The organism is Streptomyces sp. ITFR-21 (assembly GCF_031844685.1).
GTDB lineage: Bacteria > Actinomycetota > Actinomycetes > Streptomycetales > Streptomycetaceae > Actinacidiphila.
The window spans coordinates 2,307,730-2,328,659 of sequence record NZ_CP134605.1 but is presented as its reverse complement, the minus strand read 5'-3'; the positions used below and the strand labels follow the sequence as shown (position 1 = coordinate 2,328,659).

Below are 20,930 nucleotides of genomic sequence, written 5' to 3'. Positions count from 1 at the left end.
GACCGCAGCCGCGCCGGCGGCCGGGACCGGCTCCGTACCGTCGGAAGGTGCGCCGTCGGTCAGGACGCCGCCAGCACCGCCGCCACGATGGGGCCCGCGGAGTCGACGCCGTGGCCGCCCTGGAGGACGATGCCGGCCGCCGAGACGTGGCCGCGGTAGGCGGTGAACCAGCCGTTGGGCTGGACCGTGCCGGCTTCGGCGGAGCCGGTCTTGGCGCCGAGCTTGCCCGGCAGGCCGCCCATCGCCGGGCGGGCGGTGCCCTCGGTGACGGCGCCGTGCATCATCTGCTGGAGGCCCTGCTCGACGGCCGGCGGCAGCGGCGTGGTGGGGATCTGCGTCCGGTGCTCGATGACGCCGCTGTCCTGGAGGATCGTCGGCTGGTGGAACACGCCCTCGCGGACGGTCGCGGCGACGGACGCCATGTTGAGCGGGGTCATCAGGACGTTGCCCTGGCCGATCATCTCCGAGGTCAGCTCGTCGCCCGTGCCGCCGGGCACGACGGCGTCCAGGGTGCTGGTCCCGACATACCAGGTCGGGCCGAGGCCGAAGTAGGTCACGGCGGTGTCGGTCAGGGTGTCGGGCCGGAGGTAGCCGGCCTTCTTGATGAAGCCGGTGTTGCAGGACTGCTCGAAGTCCCACTGGAGGGTCGCGTCGGGGTTGTCAGGGCTGACGTTGGTGTACGGCTTGCCGTCGCCGATGTTGTCGCCGCTGTGGCACGGGGACGAAGTGCCGGGCTTCAGGCCCGCCGTGAGCAGCGCGGCGGCCGTGACGATCTTGAACGTCGAGCCGGGCGCGTGCAGGTCCATGAGCGCGCGGTCCAGGCCTGTCGACGGGGTGAAGGCCACCGCGAGGATGCCGCCGGTCCCGGTGTCGAGCGCGGTGACGCCCGCCAGGCCCGTCGCCTTCTTGACGGCCTTCTCGGCCGCTGCCTGGACACCGGCGTCCAGGGTGGTCCTGAGCTTGGCGTCGGCGCCCTTGCGCAGGATGTCCAGGGTCTTGGTCTGGGCGCCGTCCGAGCTCTCGATGTACGTCTCGATGCCGGGTGTGCCGGCGTGCAGCGACCCGGCGTAACGGGACGTGAGCTGCTTGAGGATCTCGGTGAGCGAGGGGTAGTGCGCCGCGTCCAGCACCTTGCCGTCGCGGTCCACGACGTCGACCTCGGGTGCCTTGGCCGGCCCGGTGACCACTGTGTCGCCGTCCTGGAGGTCCGGATACAGCACTGAGGGCGCCCAGGTGACGGCCGGCCTGCCGTGCGCGTCACGGCCGACGCCGAGCGATGAGCTGTACGTCCAGGGGCGCGGGGCCAGACCCGGGTAGCTGACGGTCGCGGTGACGTTGAACGGCATCCGGGTGCCGGCCGCCGGGCGCGGCACGATCTGCACCTGTGTGATGTGCGCCTGACCGGCGTACGCGTCCAGGGCGGCGGTGGCGGCCGCGGGGGAGTCGGTGAGCTTTGCCGCGCCCGCGGTGTCGCGGGCGGACCAGGCGGTCAGGAAGTCGGTCGCGGTCTCGGAGACCTCCTGGAGCGTCGGCGGCGCGGTGTTGACCGGGGCGGCGGCGGTCGACGTACGGCCGCTTCCACCCCCGCTGCCACCGCCCGCCAGGCCCGAGTAGATGTTGTACGCGCCGAAACCGGCGACGGCGAGCATGCCGCCGAACACCGTGCCGATGATTCCGACCTTGATTCCCCGTGACATGGGCACCGACCCCGTTCCCCTCCCGCTGCCGCCCCTGGACCCGCCCCCGCGCGCCGCGTCTTCCCCTGGCCGAAACGTGCTCAATACACGTGCCCGCCTCCGCGACTTTACGGGACGGCCGTGGCGGGTGAGATCTCGATCAGGGCACGGGATTGTAGGGACTCGGCCTTGAACGGAACCGAGGTCGCCACTTGGTGATCAGGGCTCGGTGGTACGGCCGCGGTCCCTGTCGGGCGCGGCGGCCCGGCAGGGGGTCGGCGCCGGGCCCTGACCCCTGACAGGCCCGCACCGCCCCTCGGCCCGGGCGGCCCCCGCGGCGAAGGGCTGCCCCGTCGGGCTGTCCGTCCGGCGTGCTCGCCTGGTGCCCCGGGTGGCCGAGGGCCTGACGGCGTTGCGGGCGTGCTCGGCTCCGGGCGGGTGCGATTCCGGTTCTTACCGGGGAGGAGTCGTCTTTGTGGCTGCGGCCCCGGGTCGGCCGCCCCGGGGATCGTGGCGAGCGCCGTGGCCGCCAGGCCGGTCCGGAGCGGTGGGCCCCTTAAAGCACCGGCACCGGCACCGGCACCGGGTGAGTCTCAGCGACCGTACGGTGCGGCAGCGGCTCGCCGGGGTCATCCGTCCGCCGCATGCGGATCCCCGCTGGGAGACGGTCGGGGGAGGCTCCCTGTCAGGGCGCGCCGGTGTCGTCGATCCGGCGGTTCCACGTCACCTTCGACTGCGCGGAACCTGAGCGCGTCACCCGGTTCTGGTGCGAGGTGCCGGGGTACGTCGTAACGCCGCAGCCGGAGGGGTCCGCCAGCTGGGACGATGTCGACCGCTCCCGGCCGGATGAGGACCGGGGCACGGTTCGCCTGCGCTGATCCCCCGGGAGAGGGCCCGCGGCTGTTCTTCCAGTGCGTTCCCGAGGGCAAGGTGGTCAAGAACCGGCTGCCTCTCGACGTGCCGGTCGGCACCGGGCTCGTGGGTGAGGAGCGCCTCGCCACCTCGAAGCCGAGTGCGCGCGCCTGCTCCCGCTCGGCGCGGTACGCGTGCGACTCCTGTACGACGGCAACGACCCGTGCATCGTGATGCGGGACATCGAGGGCAACGGGTTCTGCCTCGACGGAGCGGCCACCCGAGGCGGGACCGGGCCGCCCCGGGCCGTCAGCCGACGACCGGGACCGGGGGGACGGCCCGGGGCGACCGGGAGCGGCCGAGGGGCCCCGCGCCTGTCCTCCCGCGCGGGGCCCCTCGCCGCATCTGCCGGCCCGGTCAGATCCAGCTGTCGAACCACATGCGCGCCTGCCAACTGCTGTACGGGATCGTCATGCCCGTGTAGATCGGGAAGAAGTAGACGAAGTTCCAGATGATGAGCAGCACCAGGGTGCCGGCGGCGACGGCGCCCCACATGCGGCGGGACTCGGTGGCGGCGGGGGGGCCGAGGAAGGCGCCGATCATCATGGCCACGGCCAGGCAGAGGTAGGGGACGAAGGCGACGGCGTAGAAGAAGAAGATGGTGCGGTCCTGGTAGTGGAACCAGGGGAGGTAGCCGGCGCCGGCGGCGCAGAGGACGGCGCCGGCCCGCCAGTCGCGGCGCAGGATCCAGCGGTAGAGCAGGTAGACGAGGGCGAAGCAGGCGGACCACCACAGCAGGGGCGTGCCGAGGGCGAGGATCTCGCGGGAGCAGCCGGCGGCGGCGTGGCAGCCGTCCTGGCCGAGCTTGGGGGACTGGAAGTAGTACGAGACCGGGCGGCCGAGGACCAGCCAGCTCCAGGGGTTGGACTGGTAGGGGTGCGGGGTGTGGAGGCCGACGTTGAACTGGTAGACCTGGTATTCGTAGTGCCACAGGCTGCGCAGCGGGGCCGGGACGAACGACCAGAAGCCGCCGCGGCCGTCGGCCCAGTGCCGGTTGTAGGCGTTGTCGGAGGCGAACCAGCCGGTCCAGGTGACCAGGTACGTCACCACGGCGGTGCCGGAGACCGACAGCACCGACCAGCCGAGGTCCTTGCGCAGCACCGCCAGGCGCGGGCGGCGGGCGCCGGCCAGCCGACGGGAGCCGACGTCCCACAGCACGGTCAGCACCATGAAGAACGCCAGGAAGTACAGGCCGTTCCACTTGCTGGCCGCGGCCAGGCCGAGGAAGAAGCCGGCCGCGATCCGCCAGGGCCGCCAGCCCGTGCCGGCCCGGCCGCCGGTGCGCTGGTCAGGGCCCGCGAAGCCGTCCTCGCCGACCGGGAGGGCGCGGGCCAGCCGGGCCCTGGCCCAGTCGCGGTCGGCCAGCACGCAGCCGAAGGCGGCCAGCGCGAAGAACATGATGACGAGGTCGAGCAGCGCGATCCGGCTCATCACGTAGTGCAGTCCGTCGACCGACATCAGCAGGCCGGCGATGCAGCCGAGCGCGTTGGAGCGGAACAGCCGGCGCCCTATGCGGCACAGCATGAGCACCGACAGCGTGCCCAGCAGCGCCATCACGAAGCGCCAGCCGAACGGGTTCAGGCCGAAGACCCACTCGCCGGCCGCGATCATCCACTTGCCCATCGGCGGGTGCACGACGTAGCCGGGCGCGCTGGACAGGTCGATCTTCTGCGGATGGGCCAGCAGGTCAGGGTTGGAGACCTTGCCGTCCGACCAGGTGCCCTCGTAGCCGAACTTCAGCAGCGACCAGGAGTCCTTGGCGTAGTACGTCTCGTCGAAGACGACCTCGCGCGGGCTGCCCAGGTGCCAGAAGCGGATGACCCCGGCGAAGAGCGAGACCAGCAGCGGGCCGGTCCAGCCGGACCATCGGGCCAGCCGGGCGGCGGTCGCCGGGCCGAGGCCCACCGCCTGCCACATGCGCGTTCCCGGCTCGGGGAACGGCGGGACCAGGCGCTCCCGGGTGTCTTTGTGCTCCTGCTCGGCGTAGCCGAACCGGCGCAGCCGCCGCCCCCACGCACTCGGCTCGGTCTCCGCCGGAGCGTCCTCTTGGGCACGGTCCTGGGTCGCCGTCTCACTCGTCACCGGCCCATCGTAGGGAAAGGGTCTGAGAATGCGATGTGCGCGGCGATCCCCGCCGCATTTGTCGTGAATCTCCGGGCGGCGGTGGCGACCGGCGCGGGGGCGGACGGCCGGGCGGGTGGGAACCGGGTCGGAACCGGGTGGGAAAATGAACCGTGAACAGCGCAGCAGCAGGCGTCCTCGTACTGGCCGGAACCCCGATCGGCGACCCCGCGGACGCCCCGCCGCGGCTGGGGGTGGAGCTGGCCGGGGCGGACGTGGTGGCCGCCGAGGACACCCGGCGGTTCCGGCGGCTGGCGCAGGCGCTCGGGATCGAGGTACGGGCCCGGGTGGTGTCGTACTTCGAGGGCAACGAGGCCGGGCGGACGCCGGAGCTGGTGGAGGCGCTGGCGGGGGGCGCCCGGGTGGTGCTGGTCACCGACGCGGGGATGCCGTCGGTGTCGGACCCGGGGTACCGGCTGGTGGCCGCGGCCGTGGAACGGGGGATCACGGTGACGGCGGTGCCGGGTCCGTCGGCCGTACTGACCGCGCTGGCCGTCTCCGGGCTGCCGGTGGACCGCTTCTGCTTCGAGGGGTTCCTGCCGCGCAAGTCGGGCGAGCGGCTGGCCCGGCTGCGCGAGGTGGCCGCGGACCGGCGGACGCTGGTGTACTTCGAGGCACCGCACCGGATCGACGACACGCTGGGCGCGATGGCCGAGGTGTTCGGCGGGCGGCGCCGCGCCGCGGTGTGCCGGGAGCTGACCAAGACGTACGAGGAGGTCCGGCGCGGTCCGCTGGCGGAGCTGGCGGTGTGGGCCGCGGAAGGGGTGCGCGGTGAGATCACCGTGGTCGTCGAGGGCGCGCCGGAGCCGGGCCCGTCGGAGCTGACGCCGGCCGAACTGGTGGCGCGGGTGGCCGTACGGGAAGCGGCCGGGGAGCGCCGCAAAGAGGCCATCGCGGCGGTCGCGGCGGCGGTCGGACTGCCCAAGCGGGAGGTCTTCGACGCGGTGGTGGCGGCCAAGCACGAGGCGGGGGCGGCCCGTGGGCGCGGGGCGGGGGCGTAGACCGGGCGGACGGCGGGAGCGGCCCGGGGCGTGGACCGGGCGGCCGGCGGGGGGCGGCTGCCTCGTGGCACGCCGCGATCCCCGTGTGAGCCCGTCGCGAGCCGAAAGGCCCCCGGTGACCCAACGTGAAAGGTTTCTCCGATTGTGTTATTGGATTAAACCTGGACTATGGCAAAGCAATTGCGCCCAACTTCCCCATACGCGCCAAATCATCCTCAAGAGTGGCGTGACGGCGATGCGCGGGCCGCCGCGGGGGCGTTCGCTGGAGGTGGGAAAGTCCCGCCCCGGACACCCCGGTCCGGAAGGGCGCGCAGGAGCTGCCATGACCATCGCGGAACCCAACATCACCGAGGCGTACGCCTTCGCCTGCCTGAACTGCGGTTACGGCTGGGAGCAGAGCTACGAGATCGAGCACCGCACCGACGGCCTCGGCCACCCCTTCGTCACCTATCTGGTGGACGGTGCCAAGGTGCCGTCGCCGCTGACCAGCCCCTGCTGCCAGAACTGCGACGGCCACCTGGTCCGCATCATGCGGTCGGGCCAGGTCTCCGGGGTGTCCGGCGCCCCCGGGGTCCAGGAGGCCGCCGGGACGGCCGGCGCCGCCGGCCGGTGGACGGACCACCGCGACGAGCCGCCGGTACGCCCCCACCGCTCGATACTCGGCCTGCTGCACCGCAGGCAGCGCCGGACCGGGACGGCGTGACCGCCCGGCGGCCGAGCACCGGGCACGGCGTGACCGCGGAGCGCGCGATCGCGTAAGGCGTGACCGCGTACGGCACGGCCGCGCAACCCCGCGCAACCCCGCGCAACCCCGCGCAACCCCGCGCAACCCCGCGGGACACGGCCGGCGCGGGACGCGACCGCGTACCCGGCGACCGCGGCACCACGGCACCGCACCACGGCACCACGGCACCGCACCACGGCACCGCACCACGGCACCGCACCACGGCACCGCACCACGGCACCGCACCACGGGCCCCGCGACCACCCCGGCGGCAAGGGGAGGCGAGGGCCCCGGTCCAGGGACAGGTCCCCGTCCCTAGGATCGGAGCCATGCCCACGAAGAAGGACCAGGACGACCGCAGGAACACCGCCCCGCCGGCGCCCGAGCCGCTACGGGTCACGGTCGCCGACTCGCACACCCACCTGGACATGCAGTCCGGTACGGTCCCGGAGGCCCTCGCCCGGGCGGCCGCCGTCGGAGTCGGCACGCTCATCCAGGTCGGCTGCGACCTGGCGGGCTCGCGCTGGGCCGCGCGGACGGCCGCGGAGTACCCCGACATCTGGGCGACGGTGGCCCTGCACCCCAACGAGGCGCCCCGGATCGTCGACGGCGACCCCGACGGCTGGTCGCGGCGGGGCGAGCGCCCGCCCGCCGGTCCGGCCGCGCTCGACGCCCAGCTCGACGCCATCGCCGAACTCGCCGCGCTGCCGCAGGTCAGAGGGGTCGGCGAGACCGGCCTCGACTACTTCAGGACCGGACCCGACGGGGTCGCCGCCCAGCAGCACTCCTTCCGTCGGCACATCGCCATCGCCAAGGACCAGGACAAGGCACTGGTCATCCACGACCGCGAGGCGCACGACGACGTGCTGCGCGTCCTGCGGGAGGAGGGCGCCCCGCGGACCGTGGTCTTCCACTGCTTCTCCGGCGACGCCGCGATGGCGAAGGTGTGCGCCGAGCGCGGCTACCACCTCTCCTTCGCCGGCACGGTCGGCTACAAGAACGCGCAGAACCTGCGGGACGCGGTGGCCGTCGCCCCGCGCGAGCTGCTGCTGGTGGAGACCGACGCGCCCTTCCTCACCCCGGTCCCGCACCGCGGCCGGCCCAACGCGCCCTACCTCATCCCGCTGACCCTGCGCGCGATGGCGGCGGCCCGCGGGGACGACGAGGACACCCTGGCGGCGGCGATCGCGGCGAACACCGCGCGGGTGTTCGGCTACTGACCCCGCTCCCGCCCCGGCCGCCGGGGCCCGGCCCCCGCCCCGGCGCCCGGCCGCCGCAGGCTCCCGCCGACCGGGGACGGACCGGGCACGGACCCCCGGCCGATAGCCTTGCCGGTGTGAGTACGACAGACCCCGACGCCCTGCTGGGACCGGCCGACATCCGCGAGCTGGCCGCCGCGCTGGGCGTACGGCCCACCAAGCAGCGCGGCCAGAACTTCGTCATCGACGCCAACACCGTACGGCGGATCGTGCGGACCGCCGGGGTGCGCCCCGAGGACACGGTGGTCGAGGTCGGGCCGGGGCTCGGCTCGCTCACGCTGGCCCTGCTGGAGGTCGCGGACCGGGTCACCGCGATCGAGATCGACGACGTGCTGGCCGCCGCGCTGCCCGCCACCGTGGCCGCGCGGCTGCCGGCGCGGGCGGAGCGCTTCGCGCTGGTGCACGCCGACGCGATGACGGTACGGGCGCTGCCCGGTCCGCCGCCGACCGCGCTGGTGGCGAACCTGCCGTACAACGTGGCCGTACCGGTACTGCTGCACATGCTCGCGACGTTCCCCGGCATCGAACGGACCCTGGTGATGGTCCAGGCCGAGGTCGCCGACCGGCTCGCCGCCCGGCCGGGCAACAAGGTGTACGGGGTGCCGTCGGTGAAGGCGAACTGGTACGCGCAGGTGCGGCGGGCCGGGTCGATCGGGCGCAACGTCTTCTGGCCGGCGCCCAACGTGGACTCCGGGCTCGTCTCCCTGGTACGCCGCGACCCGCCGCGGACCTCGGCGTCACGGCGCGAGGTGTTCGCGGCCGTGGACGCGGCGTTCGCCCAGCGGCGCAAGACCCTGCGGGCGGCGCTGGCCGGGTGGGCCGGGTCGGCCGCGGCCGCGGAGGCCGCGCTCGTCGCCGCGGGGGTGTCGCCGCAGGCCCGCGGGGAGGCGCTGACCGTCGAGGAGTTCGCGGCCATCGCCGAGCACCGGCCCGCGTAGCGTTGGCCCGTGACCGCGGCGCCGCCGCGCCGCGTACCGCCCCGGACCGCGGCGCCCCCGCCGTGCCCGAACCCGTACCCCGTACCGCCGCAGAGGAGCTCCGCCCGTGACCGCCCTGACCGCCGTGACCGTACGTGTCCCCGCCAAGGTCAATGTCCAGCTCGCCGTCGGCGGGCGCCGGCCGGACGGCTTCCACGACCTGGCGAACGTCTTCCTCGCGGTCGGACTGTACGACCGGGTGACCGCGTCCCCGGCCGAGGAGCTGCGGATCACCGCGGCGGGCAGGGACGTGGCGTCGGTGCCGCTGGACGCGTCGAACCTGGCGGCGAGGGCGGCGGCGCTGCTCGCCGGGCGGTACGGGTTCGAGCCGAAGGTGCGCCTGCACATCGAGAAGGACATCCCCGTGGCCGGCGGGATGGCCGGGGGCAGCGCGGACGCGGCGGCGGCGCTGGTCGCCTGCGACGAGCTGTGGGGGACCGGGGCTTCGCGCGCGGAGCTGCTGGGGATGTGCGCGGAGCTCGGCAGCGACGTGCCGTTCCCGCTGGTCGGCGGCGCGGCACTGGGCGTCGGGCGCGGGGAGCTGCTGACGCCCCTGGAGGTCGGCGGGGCGTTCCACTGGGTGTTCGTGGCGGCGCTCGGCGGGCTGTCGACTCCGGAGGTCTACCGGGCGTGCGACCGGCTGCGCCGGGAGAGCGGCGACGGGGACACCGTCGCGGAGGTCGCCGCACCGGCGGCGGCCCCGGCGCTGCTGGCCGCGCTGGCCGGCGGGGACGCCTACGCGCTGGCGGGTGCGCTGGCCAACGACCTCCAGGATGCGGCGCTCTCGCTGCGCCCGGAGCTGGCGGAGACCCTCCGGGCGGGCGTGGCGGCCGGGGCGCTGGCCGGGATCGTCTCCGGATCGGGCCCCACGTGCGCCTTCCTCGCCCCCGACGGCGACACGGCCGCGAAGATCGCGGCCACCCTCGGCCCCTCCGCCCGCGTCGCGGCCTCCCCGGCCGAGGGCGCGACGATCGTCCCTTAGGGCCTGTCCCGTCCGGGCGGTCTTCCCGCCGACGCCGGCGGCGGTCCCCGGGTCCCCGGCCCGCGCCGCGTCCGGCAGGGACGGGCGCCCCCGCGCCCGGCGCCCCGCCGCGTCCCGGGTCACCGGTCCGAGCGGTCCGCGTCGCGGCCGTCCGCCAAAGTCTCCTTCCCCTCCTCTGCCCGCCCCTGCCTGCGGCGGCACCGTCCCCCGTAGAGTTGTCGCCGCTCGGGCGGGCGGGCGCCCCCGTCCTGCAACGGCACCGCGTCCCCGCGGTCGGCGCCCCGCGCCCCTCCGCTTCGGGCGGTTCGCGGGCCATCGGCCGCGGGCGGTCCCACGGTCGGCGGGGGAGGTGCGGGGGGCGGGCTAGGGTTGGGGGGAGAAGTAGCCCACGCTGAGCCGGGAGAAAAACGCACGTGGCCGTGAATCTGGTCAATGTCGAGGCCGTCGGCAAGACATACGGCACCCGGGCCCTGCTCGACGGACTGAGCATCGGGGTGTCGGAGGGGGACCGGATCGGGGTCGTCGGGCGGAACGGCGACGGCAAGACGACGCTGGTGCGGATGCTGGCGAAGCTGGAGGAGCCGGACACCGGGCGGGTCACGCACCAGAGCGGGCTGCGGCTGGGCGTGCTGACCCAGCACGACGCGCTGGACCCGGAGGCGACCATCCGCCAGGAGATCGTCGGGGACCGCCCGGACCACGCGTGGGCCGGGGACGGCCGGATCCGGGACGTGCTGACCGGGCTGTTCGGCGCGCTGGACCTGCCGGGGTTCGGCCAGGGACTGGACACCGTGATCGGACCGCTGAGCGGCGGCGAGCGGCGCCGTATCGCGCTGGCGAAACTGCTGATCGACGAGCAGGACCTGCTGGTACTGGACGAGCCCACCAACCACCTGGACGTGGAGGGCATCGCCTGGCTCGCCGGGCACCTCCAGGCCCGCCGCTCCGCTCTGGTGTGCGTGACCCACGACCGCTGGTTCCTGGACCAGGTGTGCACGCAGATGTGGGACGTGCAGCGCGGCACGGTGTACGAGTACGAGGGCGGCTACAGCGACTACGTGTTCGCCCGCGCCGAGCGGGAGCGGATCGCGGCCACCGAGGAGGGCAAGCGGCAGAACCTGGTCCGCAAGGAACTGGCCTGGCTGCGCCGCGGCGCCCCCGCGCGTACCTCCAAGCCGCGGTTCCGGATCGAGGCGGCCAACGCGCTGATCGAGGACGTGCCGCCGCCGCGCGACACCGCGGAGCTGATGAAGTTCGCCAACTTTCGCCTGGGAAAGACCGTGTTCGAGCTGGAGGACGTGACGGTCACCGCCGGGCCGCGGGAGTTGCTGCGGCACATCACCTGGCAGCTCGGCCCCGGCGACCGGATCGGCCTGGTCGGGGTGAACGGCTCCGGCAAGACCTCGTTCCTGCGGGCGCTGGCGAACGCCTGGTCCAGCGGCGGCGACCAGCAGCCCGCGCACGGCCGGGTGGTCGTCGGCCGGACCGTGAAGCTCGCCTACCTCTCCCAGGAGGTCGTTGAGTTGGACCCGGCCCAACGGGTCCTCCAGGCCGTGGAGTCGGTACGGCAGCGGGTGGACCTCGGCAACGGCCGGGAGATGACCGCGGGTCAGCTGTGCGAGAAGTTCGGCTTCACCAAGGAGAAGCAGTGGACACCCGTCGGCGACCTGTCCGGCGGCGAGCGGCGGCGGCTGCAACTGCTGCGGCTGCTGATGGACGAGCCCAACGTGCTGTTCCTCGACGAGCCGACCAACGACCTGGACATCGAGACGCTGACCCAGCTGGAGGACCTGCTGGACGGCTGGCCCGGCTCGATGCTGGTGATCAGCCACGACCGGTACTTCCTGGAGCGCACCACCGACCGGGTGTTCGCGCTGCTCGGCGACCGCGGTCTGCGGATGCTGCCGCGCGGGGTGGACGAGTACCTGGAGCGCCGCCGCCTGCTGGTGGAGGCCGCGGCGCCCCCGCCGCCGCCGGTGAGGGAGAGGCCGGTCGGCGACACCCGGGCGGCGAAGAAGGAACTTCAGCGCATCGAGCGGCAGTTGGACAAGATGAACGACCGCGAGAGCAAGCTGCACGGCCAGATCGCCGACCACGCCACCGACTTCGGGAAGGTCGCCGCGCTGGACGCGGAGCTGCGGTCGCTGCGCGAGGAGCGCGAGGAACTGGAGACGCGCTGGCTGGAGTTGGCCGAGGACGCGTGACGCGGCACGCGCCGCGGCGGTGTGCGCGACCGCGGCGGTACAAGCGGACCGGGCACGCGGACCAGGGGCGCGGACCGGGGTCCGCGGACCGGCGCCCGGGGAGCGGGCGCCGCGGCGCCGGGACCGCGGGCCGGGCACCGGCGCCGGTACCGGAGGGTCATCCGCAATTGCCGGAGGGTTCTGTCCGGATGAGGGCCCGCGGAGTCCGGCGAGCGTGTAGCTTCGCGGCCAACGGGACGGTTCCCCAGGCGTGGGGACGTGGTTGGGGCGGTTCCCGCGGCGCTATGCACAGGGCACGGGGGCCGGCAGCGGCCCAGGCCCCTGGGGGGATGGGGGGGACACCCGACATGGGCGTACGGCTCGTGGTGGTCGACGACCACCGGCTGCTCGCGGAGGCGCTCGCCTCGGCGCTGAAGCTGCGCGGGCACCGGGTGCTGGCCGCGGCGGCTCCGGCCGGCGGCGCGGCCGAGTTGGTGCTGAGCAGGTCGCCCGAGGTGTGCCTGTTCGGCACGGCGTCGCCCGCGGAGCCGGGGGCGTTCGACGCGGTGGCGCGGATCAAGCGGGAGCGGTCCGCGGTGGCGGTGGTGGTGCTCGGACCGGTGCCCGATCCGCGCGGCATCGCGGCGGCCTTCGCGGCGGGCGCGTCCGGATACGTACGGCACGACGAGCGGATCGAGGGCGTCGAGCGGGCGATGGCCAAGGCGCGGGCCGGTGAGGTGGCCATCTCCCAGCCGTTGCTGCAGGGCGCGTTCGCGGAGCTGCTGAATCCGGCGCGGCAGCCCGACGACGAGGGCGCGCGGCTGCTGGAGATGCTCACCCCGCGGGAGATCGAGGTGCTGGTACGGGTCGCCGAGGGCGAGGACACCCGGCTGATCGCGGCGGGCATGCGGATAGCGCCGAGCACCGCCCGTACGCATGTGCAGCGGGTGCTGATGAAGCTGGGCGTGGGCTCACGGCTGGAGGCCGCGGCCCTGGCGGCCCGCACCGGCCTGCTGGACAGAGCGGTGGAGGAGACCGCCGGCCACCCCTGAGCAGAACCGTTACGCCGGAGCGCGGACCCTTGCCGCCGCGAAGTCCTCACGCCGGGCATGCTGAACCGCGCTGAACCGCGCTGAACCGCGCTGAACCGCGCTGAACCGCGCTGACCGCGCTGACCGCGCTGAACCGCGGGCGGGGACGGGCGCGGCCAGCGGCGGCTGCGGTACCGCCTGCGGCGGTCTCGGGCGCGGCTGGTGGGTGCCACGGGCGGGCCCGCGCCGCAGGCCGTACCGGGGGGCGCGGCCCGCGCCGGACCCGCCCCGAGCCCACGCCGGACCCGCCCCGGTCGCCCGCCCGGCCAGGGCCCTTCGGGGGTCGGCGCGCCGGTCGGCATGTCCCGCCTGATGACATCCGTGCGGATCTGTTTGGTTACCTCCGTCCTGACCCCGGCGTGTGGTCCTCCGGTCGATGTGAAGTTCGGTCTGCCCTGCGCATTGACGGGACTGTTCTGTTGTGGTTCATTGTGTGCGGTTCTGTTGGGAGATTGTGGTGTGAGGTGCCGCAGGGTGAAGAAGACGACGATTCGGCTCGCGGACGGCCGCGAGCTGATCTACTACGACTCCGCCGATTCGGTCGTGCGCGACGCCGCCGACCTGCGCCCGCTGGAGCCCGTCGCCACGACCTCCGAGGTCCGTGCCGACCGGCTGCTCGGTGACGCGGTGGCCGTCGCCTCGTACCGGCAGGGCCGTACCTACCATCCGCCGGCCGACCAGTGCCCGCTGTGTCCCTCCCGCGAGGGGCGGCTGAGCGAGATCCCGGCGCCGGACTACGAGGTGGTGGTGTTCGAGAACCGCTTCCCGTCGCTGACCGGCGACAAGGGCCGCTGCGAGGTGGTCTGCTTCACCTCCGACCACGACGCGTCCTTCGCCGGGCTGACCCCGGCCCGCGCCCGCCTGGTGCTGGACGCCTGGACCGACCGCACCCGGGACCTCTCGCAGCTGCCCGGCGTCGTACAGGTCTACCCGTTCGAGAACCGCGGCGAGGAGATCGGCGTCACCCTCGGCCACCCGCACGGCCAGATCTACGGCTACCCGTTCGTCACCCCCCGCACCGCCCTGATGCTGCGCTCGCTGGCCGCGCACCGCGAGGCCACCGGCGGCCGCAACCTCTTCGACGACGTCCTCGCCGACGAGCGCGCCGACGGCCGCCGGATCGTGCTGGCCGGCGAGCACTGGACCGCGTTCACCCCGTACGCCGCGCACTGGCCGTACGAGGTGCACCTCTACCCCAACCGCCGGGTGCCCGACCTGCTCGGTCTGGGCGAGGACGCCCGCGCGGAGTTCCCGGCGCTCTACCTCGAACTGCTGCGCCGCTTCGACCGGATCTTCGGCGACGACCAGCCGCAGACGCCGTACATCTCCGGCTGGCACCAGGCTCCGTTCACCGCCGCCGACCGCCGCGACTTCGCCCTTCACCTGGAGCTTTTCACCATCCGGCGGACTTCGGGCAAGCTGAAGTTCCTCGCGGGCTCCGAATCGGGCATGAGCGCCTTCGTCAACGACGTGCCGCCGGAGTCCGCAGCGAAGCGACTGCGAGAGGTAGCGACTCAGTGAGCAACCTGCGGAAGAAGCTGCTGGTGACCGGCGGAGCCGGGTACGTCGGCGGTGTGGTGGCCGCCCACCTGCTGGAGGCCGGGCACCGGGTGGTGGTGCTCGACGACCTGTCCACCGGCTTCCGCGAAGGGGTACCGGAGGGCGCGGAGTTCGTCGAGGGACGGATCCAGGACGCGGCCAGGGTACTGGACGGCTCCTTCGACGCGGTGCTGCACTTCGCCGCCTCCTCGCAGGTCGGCGAGTCGGTCGCCAACCCTGAGAAGTACTGGCGCAACAACGTGGCCGGCACCCTCGAACTGCTCGCCGCCATGCGGGAGGCCGGGGTCGGCACCCTGGTCTTCTCCTCCACCGCCGCCACCTACGGCGAGCCCGCCGCGATCCCCATCACCGAGGACGCCGCTACCGCGCCCACCAATCCGTACGGCGCCACCAAGCTCGCCGTGGACCACATGATCAGCGCCCAGTGCGCCGCCCACGGGCTGTCCGCGGTCTCCCTGCGCTACTTCAACGTGGCCGGCGCCTACGGCCGCCACGGCGAGCGCCACGACCCCGAGTCGCACCTGATCCCGCTGGTGCTCCAGGTCGCCCAGGGCAGGCGCGCCGCGGTCTCCGTCTACGGCGACGACTACCCGACGCCGGACGGCACCTGCCTGCGGGACTACATCCACGTCGCCGACCTCGCCGAGGCGCACCTGCTGGCCCTGGACGGGGCCCCGGCGGGCGAGCACCTGATCTGCAACCTCGGCAACGGCACGGGTTTCTCGGTCCGTGAGGTCATCGACGCGGTCCGCGAGGTCACCGGGCACCCGGTCCCGGCCACGGTCGAGCGGCGCCGGGCCGGCGACCCCGCCGTCCTCGTCGCCTCCGCCGACCGCGCCCGCGAGCGGCTGGGCTGGCGGCCGAGCCGTACCGGCCTCACCGAGATGGTCCGGGACGCCTGGGTCTTCGCCCAGGCGCTGGCAGGGGAGACGCCATGACCGAAGCCGCGTTGGGCGCCGCCTTCACCGAGGTCTTCGGGCGGGCCCCGGAGGGCGGTTGGGCGGCGCCCGGCCGGGTCAACCTGATCGGCGAGCACACCGACTACAACGACGGCTTCGTGATGCCGTTCGCGCTGCCGCACACCACCCGCGCCGCGGTCGCCCGCCGCGACGACGGTCGGCTGCGGCTGCACTCGGCCGCCACGGGCATCGGCGCCGGCGGCGTCGTCGAACTGGACGTCGCACGCCTGGCCCCCGGCGCCACCGAGGGCTGGGCCCGCTACCCCGCGGCCGTGCTGTGGACGCTCCGCGAGGCCGGGCACCCGGTCGGCGGCGCCGACATCCACTACACCAGTACGGTCCCGGTCGGCGGCGGCCTGTCCTCGTCGGCCGCGCTCCAGGTCGTCACCGCGCTGGCACTGACCGAGCTGTACGGGGTCGAGCCGACCCGGCAGGAGCTGGCGCTGCTGTGCCAGCGCTCGGAGAACGTCTACGTGGGCGCGCCGGTCGGCGTGATGGACCAGATCGCGTCCGCGTGCTGCACCGAGGGGCACGCCCTGCATCTGGACGTCCGCAGCATGGCGCAGCGCCAGGTGCCGTTCGACCTGGCGGCCGAGGGGCTGCGGCTGCTGGTGGTGGACACCCGGGTCAAGCACGCCCACGCCGACGGCGCCTACGGCGAGCTGCGGGCCGGCTGCGAGGCCGCCGCGGCGGCACTCGGGCTGCCCGCGCTGCGGGACGTGGCGTACGGGGATCTGGACGCGGCGCTGGCCGCCCTCCCGGACGACCGGCTGCGGCGGCTGACCCGGCACATTGTCACCGAGAACCGCCGGGTCGAGGAGGTCATCGCCCTGCTGGACGCCGGCCGGACCGCCGACATCGGCCCGGTCCTCACCGCCGGGCACGTCTCGCTGCGCGACGACTTCCGCATCTCCTGCGCGGAGCTCGACGTCGTGGTGGACACCGCGCTCGCCGAGGGCGCGCTCGGCGCGCGGATGACCGGCGGCGGGTTCGGCGGCTCGGCGATCGTCCTCCTGGAGGAGTCGGCCGAGGAGAGGATCGGCTCCGCGATCGACCGGGCGCTGCCGCAGTCCCGCCGTTTCACCACCGTCCCGGGCCCGGGCGCCCACCGCCTCGGGTAGCCCGCCCCGGCGCCCGGACAAGTTCCGCCCCGGCGGCCGAACGGACCCCGGGGCGGAACTTGTCCGGGACCCCGCCGGGTCCTGTCCGCCCGGGTCCCGCCCAGGCCCCGGGCAGGACCAGACCGGGACCTGCCCGGGACCCGGCCCGGTCGCGGCATGGTCCCACCCGGGTTCGGCCGGACCCGGCGGCCCGGTCGCGGCCCGGTCCTTCGGGCGCCGTCCGGTGCCGGTCCGCGCCGGGGACCGGTCCGCGGCGAAGGCCGGTCCGCGGCGTCCGGAGCGGGCCCGGGATGCGCCGTCGGGGGCCGGAACCCGGCGGGCGGCTCCCGGCCCGGGGGGGGGCCACCGCCGCCGCTCCCGGCAGGCGCAGGCGCACGTCCCGTCACCTGCACCCCACACGTGTCCGGCCAGCGGCAATTGCACGCAGCGTCCCGCCGGTAACTTCCGCCAAGAGGGCTCCAATCCACGGCTGAGCCCCTACGCTTTTCCCAACGACGCCGGTGGGGGCCGGTGTCGATCAGGGGGCGAGACGCAAGGGGTTCGGCACCCGGCCAGGGGCGGCGGTCCCGGTCCGGGTGCCGGATCCCACGCGAATGACGCCCCGCCGCCACTGGGGGAGTGCCCTTTTACGGGAGTGGTGTTCCGTGGGACGAATCCGCGTTCTCGTCGTCGACGACCATCGCATCTTCGCCGAGTCGCTCGCCGCCGCACTCGCGGCGGAACCCGACGTCGACGTCTCGGCCGCGGGGAGCGGGCCCGCGGCGCAGCGCTGCCTGGACCGGGCGGCGGTGGACAACCGCCGCTACGACGTCCTGCTGGTCGACGCCGACCTCGGCTCCGGGCCGCGTCCGGCGGTGACGCTGGCCGCGGTGCCGTCGCTGTCCGGCGGCGAGCGCCGGCCGGCCGCCGAGCCGCGCGACCCGGTACTGGACGGGCTGGCCCTGGTGGAGCGGGTGCGCTCGGACTACCCGGGCACCAGGACCGTCGTGCTGGCCGAGCGGGACGACCCGGTACGGGCCGCCAGGGCACTCCAGGCGGGCGCGTCGGGCTGGGTCGCCAAGGACTGCTCGCTGTCCCGGCTGCTGGCCGTGGTGCGCGGGGTACTGCGCGACGAGACGCATCTGCCGCCGGCGCTGCTGACCGGGGTGCTGCGGGAGCTGACCGCGGCCCGCCGGCACCGCACCGAGAGCGAGCAGCTGGTGGAGTCGCTGACCCCGCGCGAGCAGGAGGTGCTGCGCTGCATGGTCGCGGGCCTGGGCCGCAAGGCGGTCGCCGAGCGGCTGTTCCTGTCGCCGCACACCGTCCGCACCCATATGCAGAACGTGCTGGGCAAGCTGGGGGTGCACTCCACGCTGGCCGCCGTCGCCCTCGCCCGCCGGGCCGGGGTGGGGCCGGTGGAGCTGGTCCCGTCAGCCGGGGACGTTGTCGAACGGCGCGGTCAGCTGTCGTAGCAGCGAGGCCAGTTCGGCCCGCTGCCGCTCGCTCAGCTCGCCCAGGATGGCCCGCTCCTGCGCGAGCAGCCCGGCCAGCGCCTGATCGGCGCGGCCCCGGCCTTCCGGGGTGAGCCGGACCAGGACGCCGCGCCGGTCGGTGGGGTCGGGCAGCCGCCCGACCAGTCCGCGCTTGGCCAGCCGGTCGATGCGGTTGGTCATGGTGCCCGAGGTGACCAGCGTCTGGGTGAGCAGCTGCCCGGGGGAGAGCTGGTACGGGGGGCCGGTGCGCCGCAGCGCGGTGAGCACGTCGAACTCCCACGGCTCCAGCCGGTGCTCGGCGAACGCCAGCCGCCGGGCCCGGTCGAGGTGCCGGGCGAGCCTGCTGACCCGGCTGAGCACCTCCAGCGGTTCCACGTCGAGGTCGGGACGCTCTCGGCGCCATGCAGCGACCAGCCGGTCGACCTCGTCCTCCATGGCGATCAGTGTAGTAGGTCTGTCGACATGAAGTCTCTTGACGTCAAGATATACCCTGGGGGGAGTCTGCGCGGGTGCGGGCCGCGTGCCGCGCTCCGTCCCCGTGCCATTCCAGGGAGGACCGACGATGCCACAAGCCCCCGCATGGGACCCCGGGCAGTACCTGCGGCACGCCACCCACCGCACCCGGCCCTTCCACGACCTGCTGGCCCGGGTCGGACCGCTCCCCGGCGGCGCCGCGCCCAGGATCGCCGACATCGGCTGCGGCCCCGGCAACGTCACCCTCCGGCTCGCCGACCGCTGGCCCGGTGCCCGGATCACCGGCTACGACACCTCGCGCGAGATGCTGGCCGCGGCGGCGCCCCACGCCGGACGCACGCCGGGCGGCGGCGTACTGGAGTTCCGGTACGCCGACGCCGCCCGCTGGACACCGCGGGAGCGCCACGACCTGATTGTCTCCAACGCCGCCCTCCAATGGGTTCCCGGCCACGCCGACCGCTTCCCCGACTGGCTGGCACACCTCACCCCCGGCGGCACCCTCGCCTTCCAGGTGCCGGGGAACCTCACCGCCCCCAGCCACGCGCTGCTCGCCGAGCTGTGCGAGAGCCCCGCGTGGCGGGACCGGCTGGGCGGGCAGGCCGGCCGCCATCTGCACGTCCTGCGCCCCGCCGAGTACGCGGAACTGCTCGCCGGGCAGGGCTGCGCGGCCGTCGACGTCTGGGAGACCACCTACGTCCAGCTGCTCCGGGGGGAGGACCCGGTGCTGGAGTGGACCAAGGGCACCGCGCTGCGGCCGGTACTGACCGCGCTGGCGGGCGACCCGCGGGCGGCGGGGGAGTTCGTCCGGCAGTACCGGGACCTGCTGCGCGCGGCCTACCCGGCGGGCCCGCACGGCACGGTCTTCCCGTTCCGCCGGATCTTCGCGGTCGCCAGGACCGCGGCGGCGCCCGCCGGGGCGGCGGACTGACCGTGCGGGTGCGGGTGCGGGTGCGGGTGCGGGCAGGGCCGTACGTACGGGCCCGGTGCGCGTAAGCGCGTGCTCGTGGGGTCGTACGGCCGTAGCACGGGAGGACCGGGGCGGCCGGCGACGCGTCCGCCACCGGTCCCGTCCGCCACCGGTCCCGCCCGGCGCCGATATCCCGCCCGGCGCCGTACGCTGCCCCTCACAGGGTCAGGAACGCCCCGCCCAGCAGGGCCGCGCCGGCCGTCGCGAGGGTCCAGGCGGTGCGGCGCATCCGCAGACCGCCGGCCACCACCACGGCGGCCAGCAGCAGCGCGCCGCCGAACGGCACCCAGGCGAAGAGCAGTCCGCCGAAACCCGACCGCACCGCGGTGAGCGTGCCGGGCCTGAGCACCACGTCCACCCGCTCACCGACGTGGTGGCGTACCGGCAGGTTCACCGTCACCTGCGGCCGGGCGACCGCGCTGCCCTTGGGGGCGAACGGGCCGGTGCAGTCGTCGGAGCCGCCGCACGCGGTGAGCGTCACGGTGCCCTGCTCGCGGCCCTTGGTGAGGACCACGTACTGCGCGGTCTGCCAGGAGTTCCAGCCGGCCGCCACCAGGAGCAGCAGCGCCAGCACCCCCGCCGCGACCATCCGGGCGAACAGCGCCAGCCCCGAGGCCCCCTGGGGGCTTGCTTTCGCCATGCGGGCGATCTTTGGCCATGGTGTACCGTCCGGTCAACTCGGCTGGTGACAGCCGCGTCCGGGCGCTGACCGGGCGGTTGCCGGCCGCGTGGCTGTCGGCCGGTCGGGTTGTCGGCCGGTCAGCTGTTGTACGTGGACTGGGCGCGCTGCAGGCCCTCGGCGACCAGTGCCTCCACCGCGTCGGCGGCCCGGTCCACGAACCAGTCCAGCTCCTTGCGCTCGGCGGAGGAGAAGTCCTTCAGCACGAAGGCCGCCACCTCCATCCGGCCCGGCGGCCGGCCGATCCCGGCCCGCACCCGCAGGTAGTCCGCGCCCAGCGACTTCGTCATCGACTTCAGGCCGTTGTGGCCGTTGTCGCCGCCGCCCAGCTTGAGCCGCAGGGTGGGGAAGTCGATGTCCAGCTCGTCGTGCACGGCGATGATCCGCTCGGTGGGGACCTTGTAGAACTCCTTGAGCGCGGTCACCGGCCCGCCGGACAGGTTCATGAACGACATCGGCTTGGCCAGCACCACCCGCCGGCCCGCCGGCCCGGCCGGTCCGATCCGGCCCTCCACCACCTGTGCCTGGGCCTTCTGCGCGCGCTTGAACTTCCCGCCGATCCGTTCGGCGAGCAGATCGGCCACCATGAAGCCGATGTTGTGCCGGTTGCCGGCGTACTCGGGCCCGGGATTGCCCAGGCCCACCACCAGCCAGGGCTCTGTGCTGTCGGTCATCCACGTCTCCGTAAGCCGTCGGGAAATGCGGCCGCCGCCGCACCCCGGAGGGTACGACGGCGGCCGGGTGGCGCGGGACCGGTCGGCGCGGCGGACGC

17 protein-coding genes and 1 pseudogene are annotated in these 20,930 nt (G+C 74.5%); 13 read left to right on the top strand and 5 right to left on the bottom strand.

From position 1 onward, the window contains the following. Positions 1 to 59: 59 nt before the first annotated feature. A complete protein-coding gene (locus RLT57_RS10275) occupies positions 60 to 1,697 on the bottom strand; it encodes a penicillin-binding transpeptidase domain-containing protein (RefSeq protein ID WP_311297072.1) in 1,638 nt (545 codons plus the stop codon). 677 nt (positions 1,698 to 2,374) lie between these two features. Between RLT57_RS10275 and RLT57_RS10270 the strand changes: the two are divergent. Next, positions 2,375 to 2,797, top strand: a pseudogene (locus RLT57_RS10270) (VOC family protein); the annotation flags it as partial. Positions 2,798 to 2,945: 148 nt separating this feature from the next. Here RLT57_RS10270 and RLT57_RS10265 read toward each other — a convergent pair. Continuing rightward, positions 2,946 to 4,670, bottom strand: a complete 1,725-nt coding sequence (locus RLT57_RS10265; protein ID WP_311297071.1) for a dolichyl-phosphate-mannose--protein mannosyltransferase — start codon at positions 4,668 to 4,670, stop codon at positions 2,946 to 2,948. A gap of 152 nt (positions 4,671 to 4,822) precedes the next feature. Here RLT57_RS10265 and rsmI point away from each other — a divergent pair, with 152 nt between their 5' ends. The 11 genes from rsmI to RLT57_RS10210 all read left to right on the top strand — a co-directional run bounded on the left by rsmI (position 4,823) and on the right by RLT57_RS10210 (position 18,017). Next, positions 4,823 to 5,710: a 16S rRNA (cytidine(1402)-2'-O)-methyltransferase gene (gene rsmI, locus RLT57_RS10260; protein ID WP_311297070.1), complete on the top strand. Its 888-nt coding sequence runs from the start codon at positions 4,823 to 4,825 to the stop codon at positions 5,708 to 5,710. A gap of 322 nt (positions 5,711 to 6,032) precedes the next feature. Beyond that, positions 6,033 to 6,413, top strand: coding sequence for a hypothetical protein (locus RLT57_RS10255; RefSeq protein ID WP_311297069.1), 381 nt, complete (start codon positions 6,033 to 6,035; stop codon positions 6,411 to 6,413). 350 nt (positions 6,414 to 6,763) lie between these two features. Beyond that, positions 6,764 to 7,654 (top strand): TatD family hydrolase, encoded by an 891-nt coding sequence (locus tag RLT57_RS10250; RefSeq protein ID WP_311297068.1) that lies wholly within the window; start codon positions 6,764 to 6,766, stop codon positions 7,652 to 7,654. A gap of 116 nt (positions 7,655 to 7,770) precedes the next feature. Beyond that, positions 7,771 to 8,631 (top strand): 16S rRNA (adenine(1518)-N(6)/adenine(1519)-N(6))-dimethyltransferase RsmA, encoded by an 861-nt coding sequence (gene rsmA, locus RLT57_RS10245; protein ID WP_311297067.1) that lies wholly within the window; start codon positions 7,771 to 7,773, stop codon positions 8,629 to 8,631. Between the two features lie 106 nt (positions 8,632 to 8,737). Next, the gene (locus tag RLT57_RS10240; protein ID WP_311297066.1) at positions 8,738 to 9,652 is read left to right on the top strand and encodes a 4-(cytidine 5'-diphospho)-2-C-methyl-D-erythritol kinase; all 915 of its coding nucleotides are present in this window, start codon (positions 8,738 to 8,740) and stop codon (positions 9,650 to 9,652) included. A gap of 413 nt (positions 9,653 to 10,065) precedes the next feature. Then, the gene (locus RLT57_RS10235) at positions 10,066 to 11,856 is read left to right on the top strand and encodes an ABC-F family ATP-binding cassette domain-containing protein (protein ID WP_311297065.1); all 1,791 of its coding nucleotides are present in this window, start codon (positions 10,066 to 10,068) and stop codon (positions 11,854 to 11,856) included. A gap of 347 nt (positions 11,857 to 12,203) precedes the next feature. Further along, positions 12,204 to 12,887, top strand: a complete 684-nt coding sequence (locus RLT57_RS10230; protein WP_311297064.1) for a helix-turn-helix transcriptional regulator — start codon at positions 12,204 to 12,206, stop codon at positions 12,885 to 12,887. A gap of 513 nt (positions 12,888 to 13,400) precedes the next feature. Further along, positions 13,401 to 14,447 carry a galactose-1-phosphate uridylyltransferase gene (galT, locus tag RLT57_RS10225; RefSeq protein ID WP_311297063.1) on the top strand — a complete coding sequence of 349 codons (1,047 nt, stop codon included), beginning with the start codon at positions 13,401 to 13,403 and terminating at the stop codon, positions 14,445 to 14,447. Continuing rightward, entirely contained in the window at positions 14,444 to 15,424 is a 981-nt protein-coding gene (gene galE, locus RLT57_RS10220) for a UDP-glucose 4-epimerase GalE (protein ID WP_311297062.1), read from the top strand. Before galT ends, galE begins: the two co-directional genes overlap by 4 nt. Next, positions 15,421 to 16,566, top strand: coding sequence for a galactokinase (gene galK, locus RLT57_RS10215; protein WP_311297061.1), 1,146 nt, complete (start codon positions 15,421 to 15,423; stop codon positions 16,564 to 16,566). The genes galE and galK overlap by 4 nt, the downstream gene beginning before the upstream one ends. Before the next feature lie 644 nt (positions 16,567 to 17,210). Then, the gene (locus tag RLT57_RS10210; RefSeq protein WP_311297060.1) at positions 17,211 to 18,017 is read left to right on the top strand and encodes a response regulator transcription factor; all 807 of its coding nucleotides are present in this window, start codon (positions 17,211 to 17,213) and stop codon (positions 18,015 to 18,017) included. Here the strand turns inward: RLT57_RS10210 and RLT57_RS10205 are convergent. After that, complete coding sequence (locus RLT57_RS10205) at positions 17,976 to 18,473, bottom strand: MarR family winged helix-turn-helix transcriptional regulator (RefSeq protein ID WP_311297059.1); 498 nt, start codon at positions 18,471 to 18,473, stop codon at positions 17,976 to 17,978. The two genes, RLT57_RS10210 and RLT57_RS10205, sit on opposite strands and share 42 nt — an antisense overlap. Before the next feature lie 127 nt (positions 18,474 to 18,600). Between RLT57_RS10205 and RLT57_RS10200 the strand changes: the two genes are divergently transcribed. Next, a complete protein-coding gene (locus tag RLT57_RS10200) occupies positions 18,601 to 19,440 on the top strand; it encodes a trans-aconitate 2-methyltransferase (RefSeq protein WP_311297058.1) in 840 nt (279 codons plus the stop codon). A gap of 196 nt (positions 19,441 to 19,636) precedes the next feature. On the opposite strand, the gene RLT57_RS10195 is transcribed toward RLT57_RS10200, so the two are convergent. Together RLT57_RS10195 and pth are read right to left on the bottom strand one after the other, a co-directional pair. Continuing rightward, positions 19,637 to 20,119: a hypothetical protein gene (locus RLT57_RS10195; protein WP_311297057.1), complete on the bottom strand. Its 483-nt coding sequence runs from the start codon at positions 20,117 to 20,119 to the stop codon at positions 19,637 to 19,639. A 119-nt stretch (positions 20,120 to 20,238) separates the two neighbouring features. After that, positions 20,239 to 20,832 carry an aminoacyl-tRNA hydrolase gene (gene pth, locus RLT57_RS10190; protein ID WP_311297056.1) on the bottom strand — a complete coding sequence of 198 codons (594 nt, stop codon included), beginning with the start codon at positions 20,830 to 20,832 and terminating at the stop codon, positions 20,239 to 20,241. Positions 20,833 to 20,930: the final 98 nt, after the last annotated feature.

Bases quoted from the DNA above. Each gene is read 5' to 3' on its own strand.
- RLT57_RS10250 (WP_311297068.1), top strand. From the start codon at position 6,764: ATGCCCACGAAGAAGGACCAGGACGACCGCAGGAACACCGCCCCGCCG.
- RLT57_RS10255 (WP_311297069.1), top strand. From the start codon at position 6,033: ATGACCATCGCGGAACCCAACATCACCGAGGCGTACGCCTTCGCCTGC.
- pth (WP_311297056.1), bottom strand. From the start codon at position 20,832: ATGACCGACAGCACAGAGCCCTGGCTGGTGGTGGGCCTGGGCAATCCC.
- RLT57_RS10205 (WP_311297059.1), bottom strand. From the start codon at position 18,473: ATGGAGGACGAGGTCGACCGGCTGGTCGCTGCATGGCGCCGAGAGCGT.
- galK (WP_311297061.1), top strand. From the start codon at position 15,421: ATGACCGAAGCCGCGTTGGGCGCCGCCTTCACCGAGGTCTTCGGGCGG.
- RLT57_RS10200 (WP_311297058.1), top strand. From the start codon at position 18,601: ATGCCACAAGCCCCCGCATGGGACCCCGGGCAGTACCTGCGGCACGCC.
- RLT57_RS10275 (WP_311297072.1), bottom strand. From the start codon at position 1,697: ATGTCACGGGGAATCAAGGTCGGAATCATCGGCACGGTGTTCGGCGGC.
- RLT57_RS10230 (WP_311297064.1), top strand. From the start codon at position 12,204: ATGGGCGTACGGCTCGTGGTGGTCGACGACCACCGGCTGCTCGCGGAG.
- RLT57_RS10195 (WP_311297057.1), bottom strand. From the start codon at position 20,119: ATGGCGAAAGCAAGCCCCCAGGGGGCCTCGGGGCTGGCGCTGTTCGCC.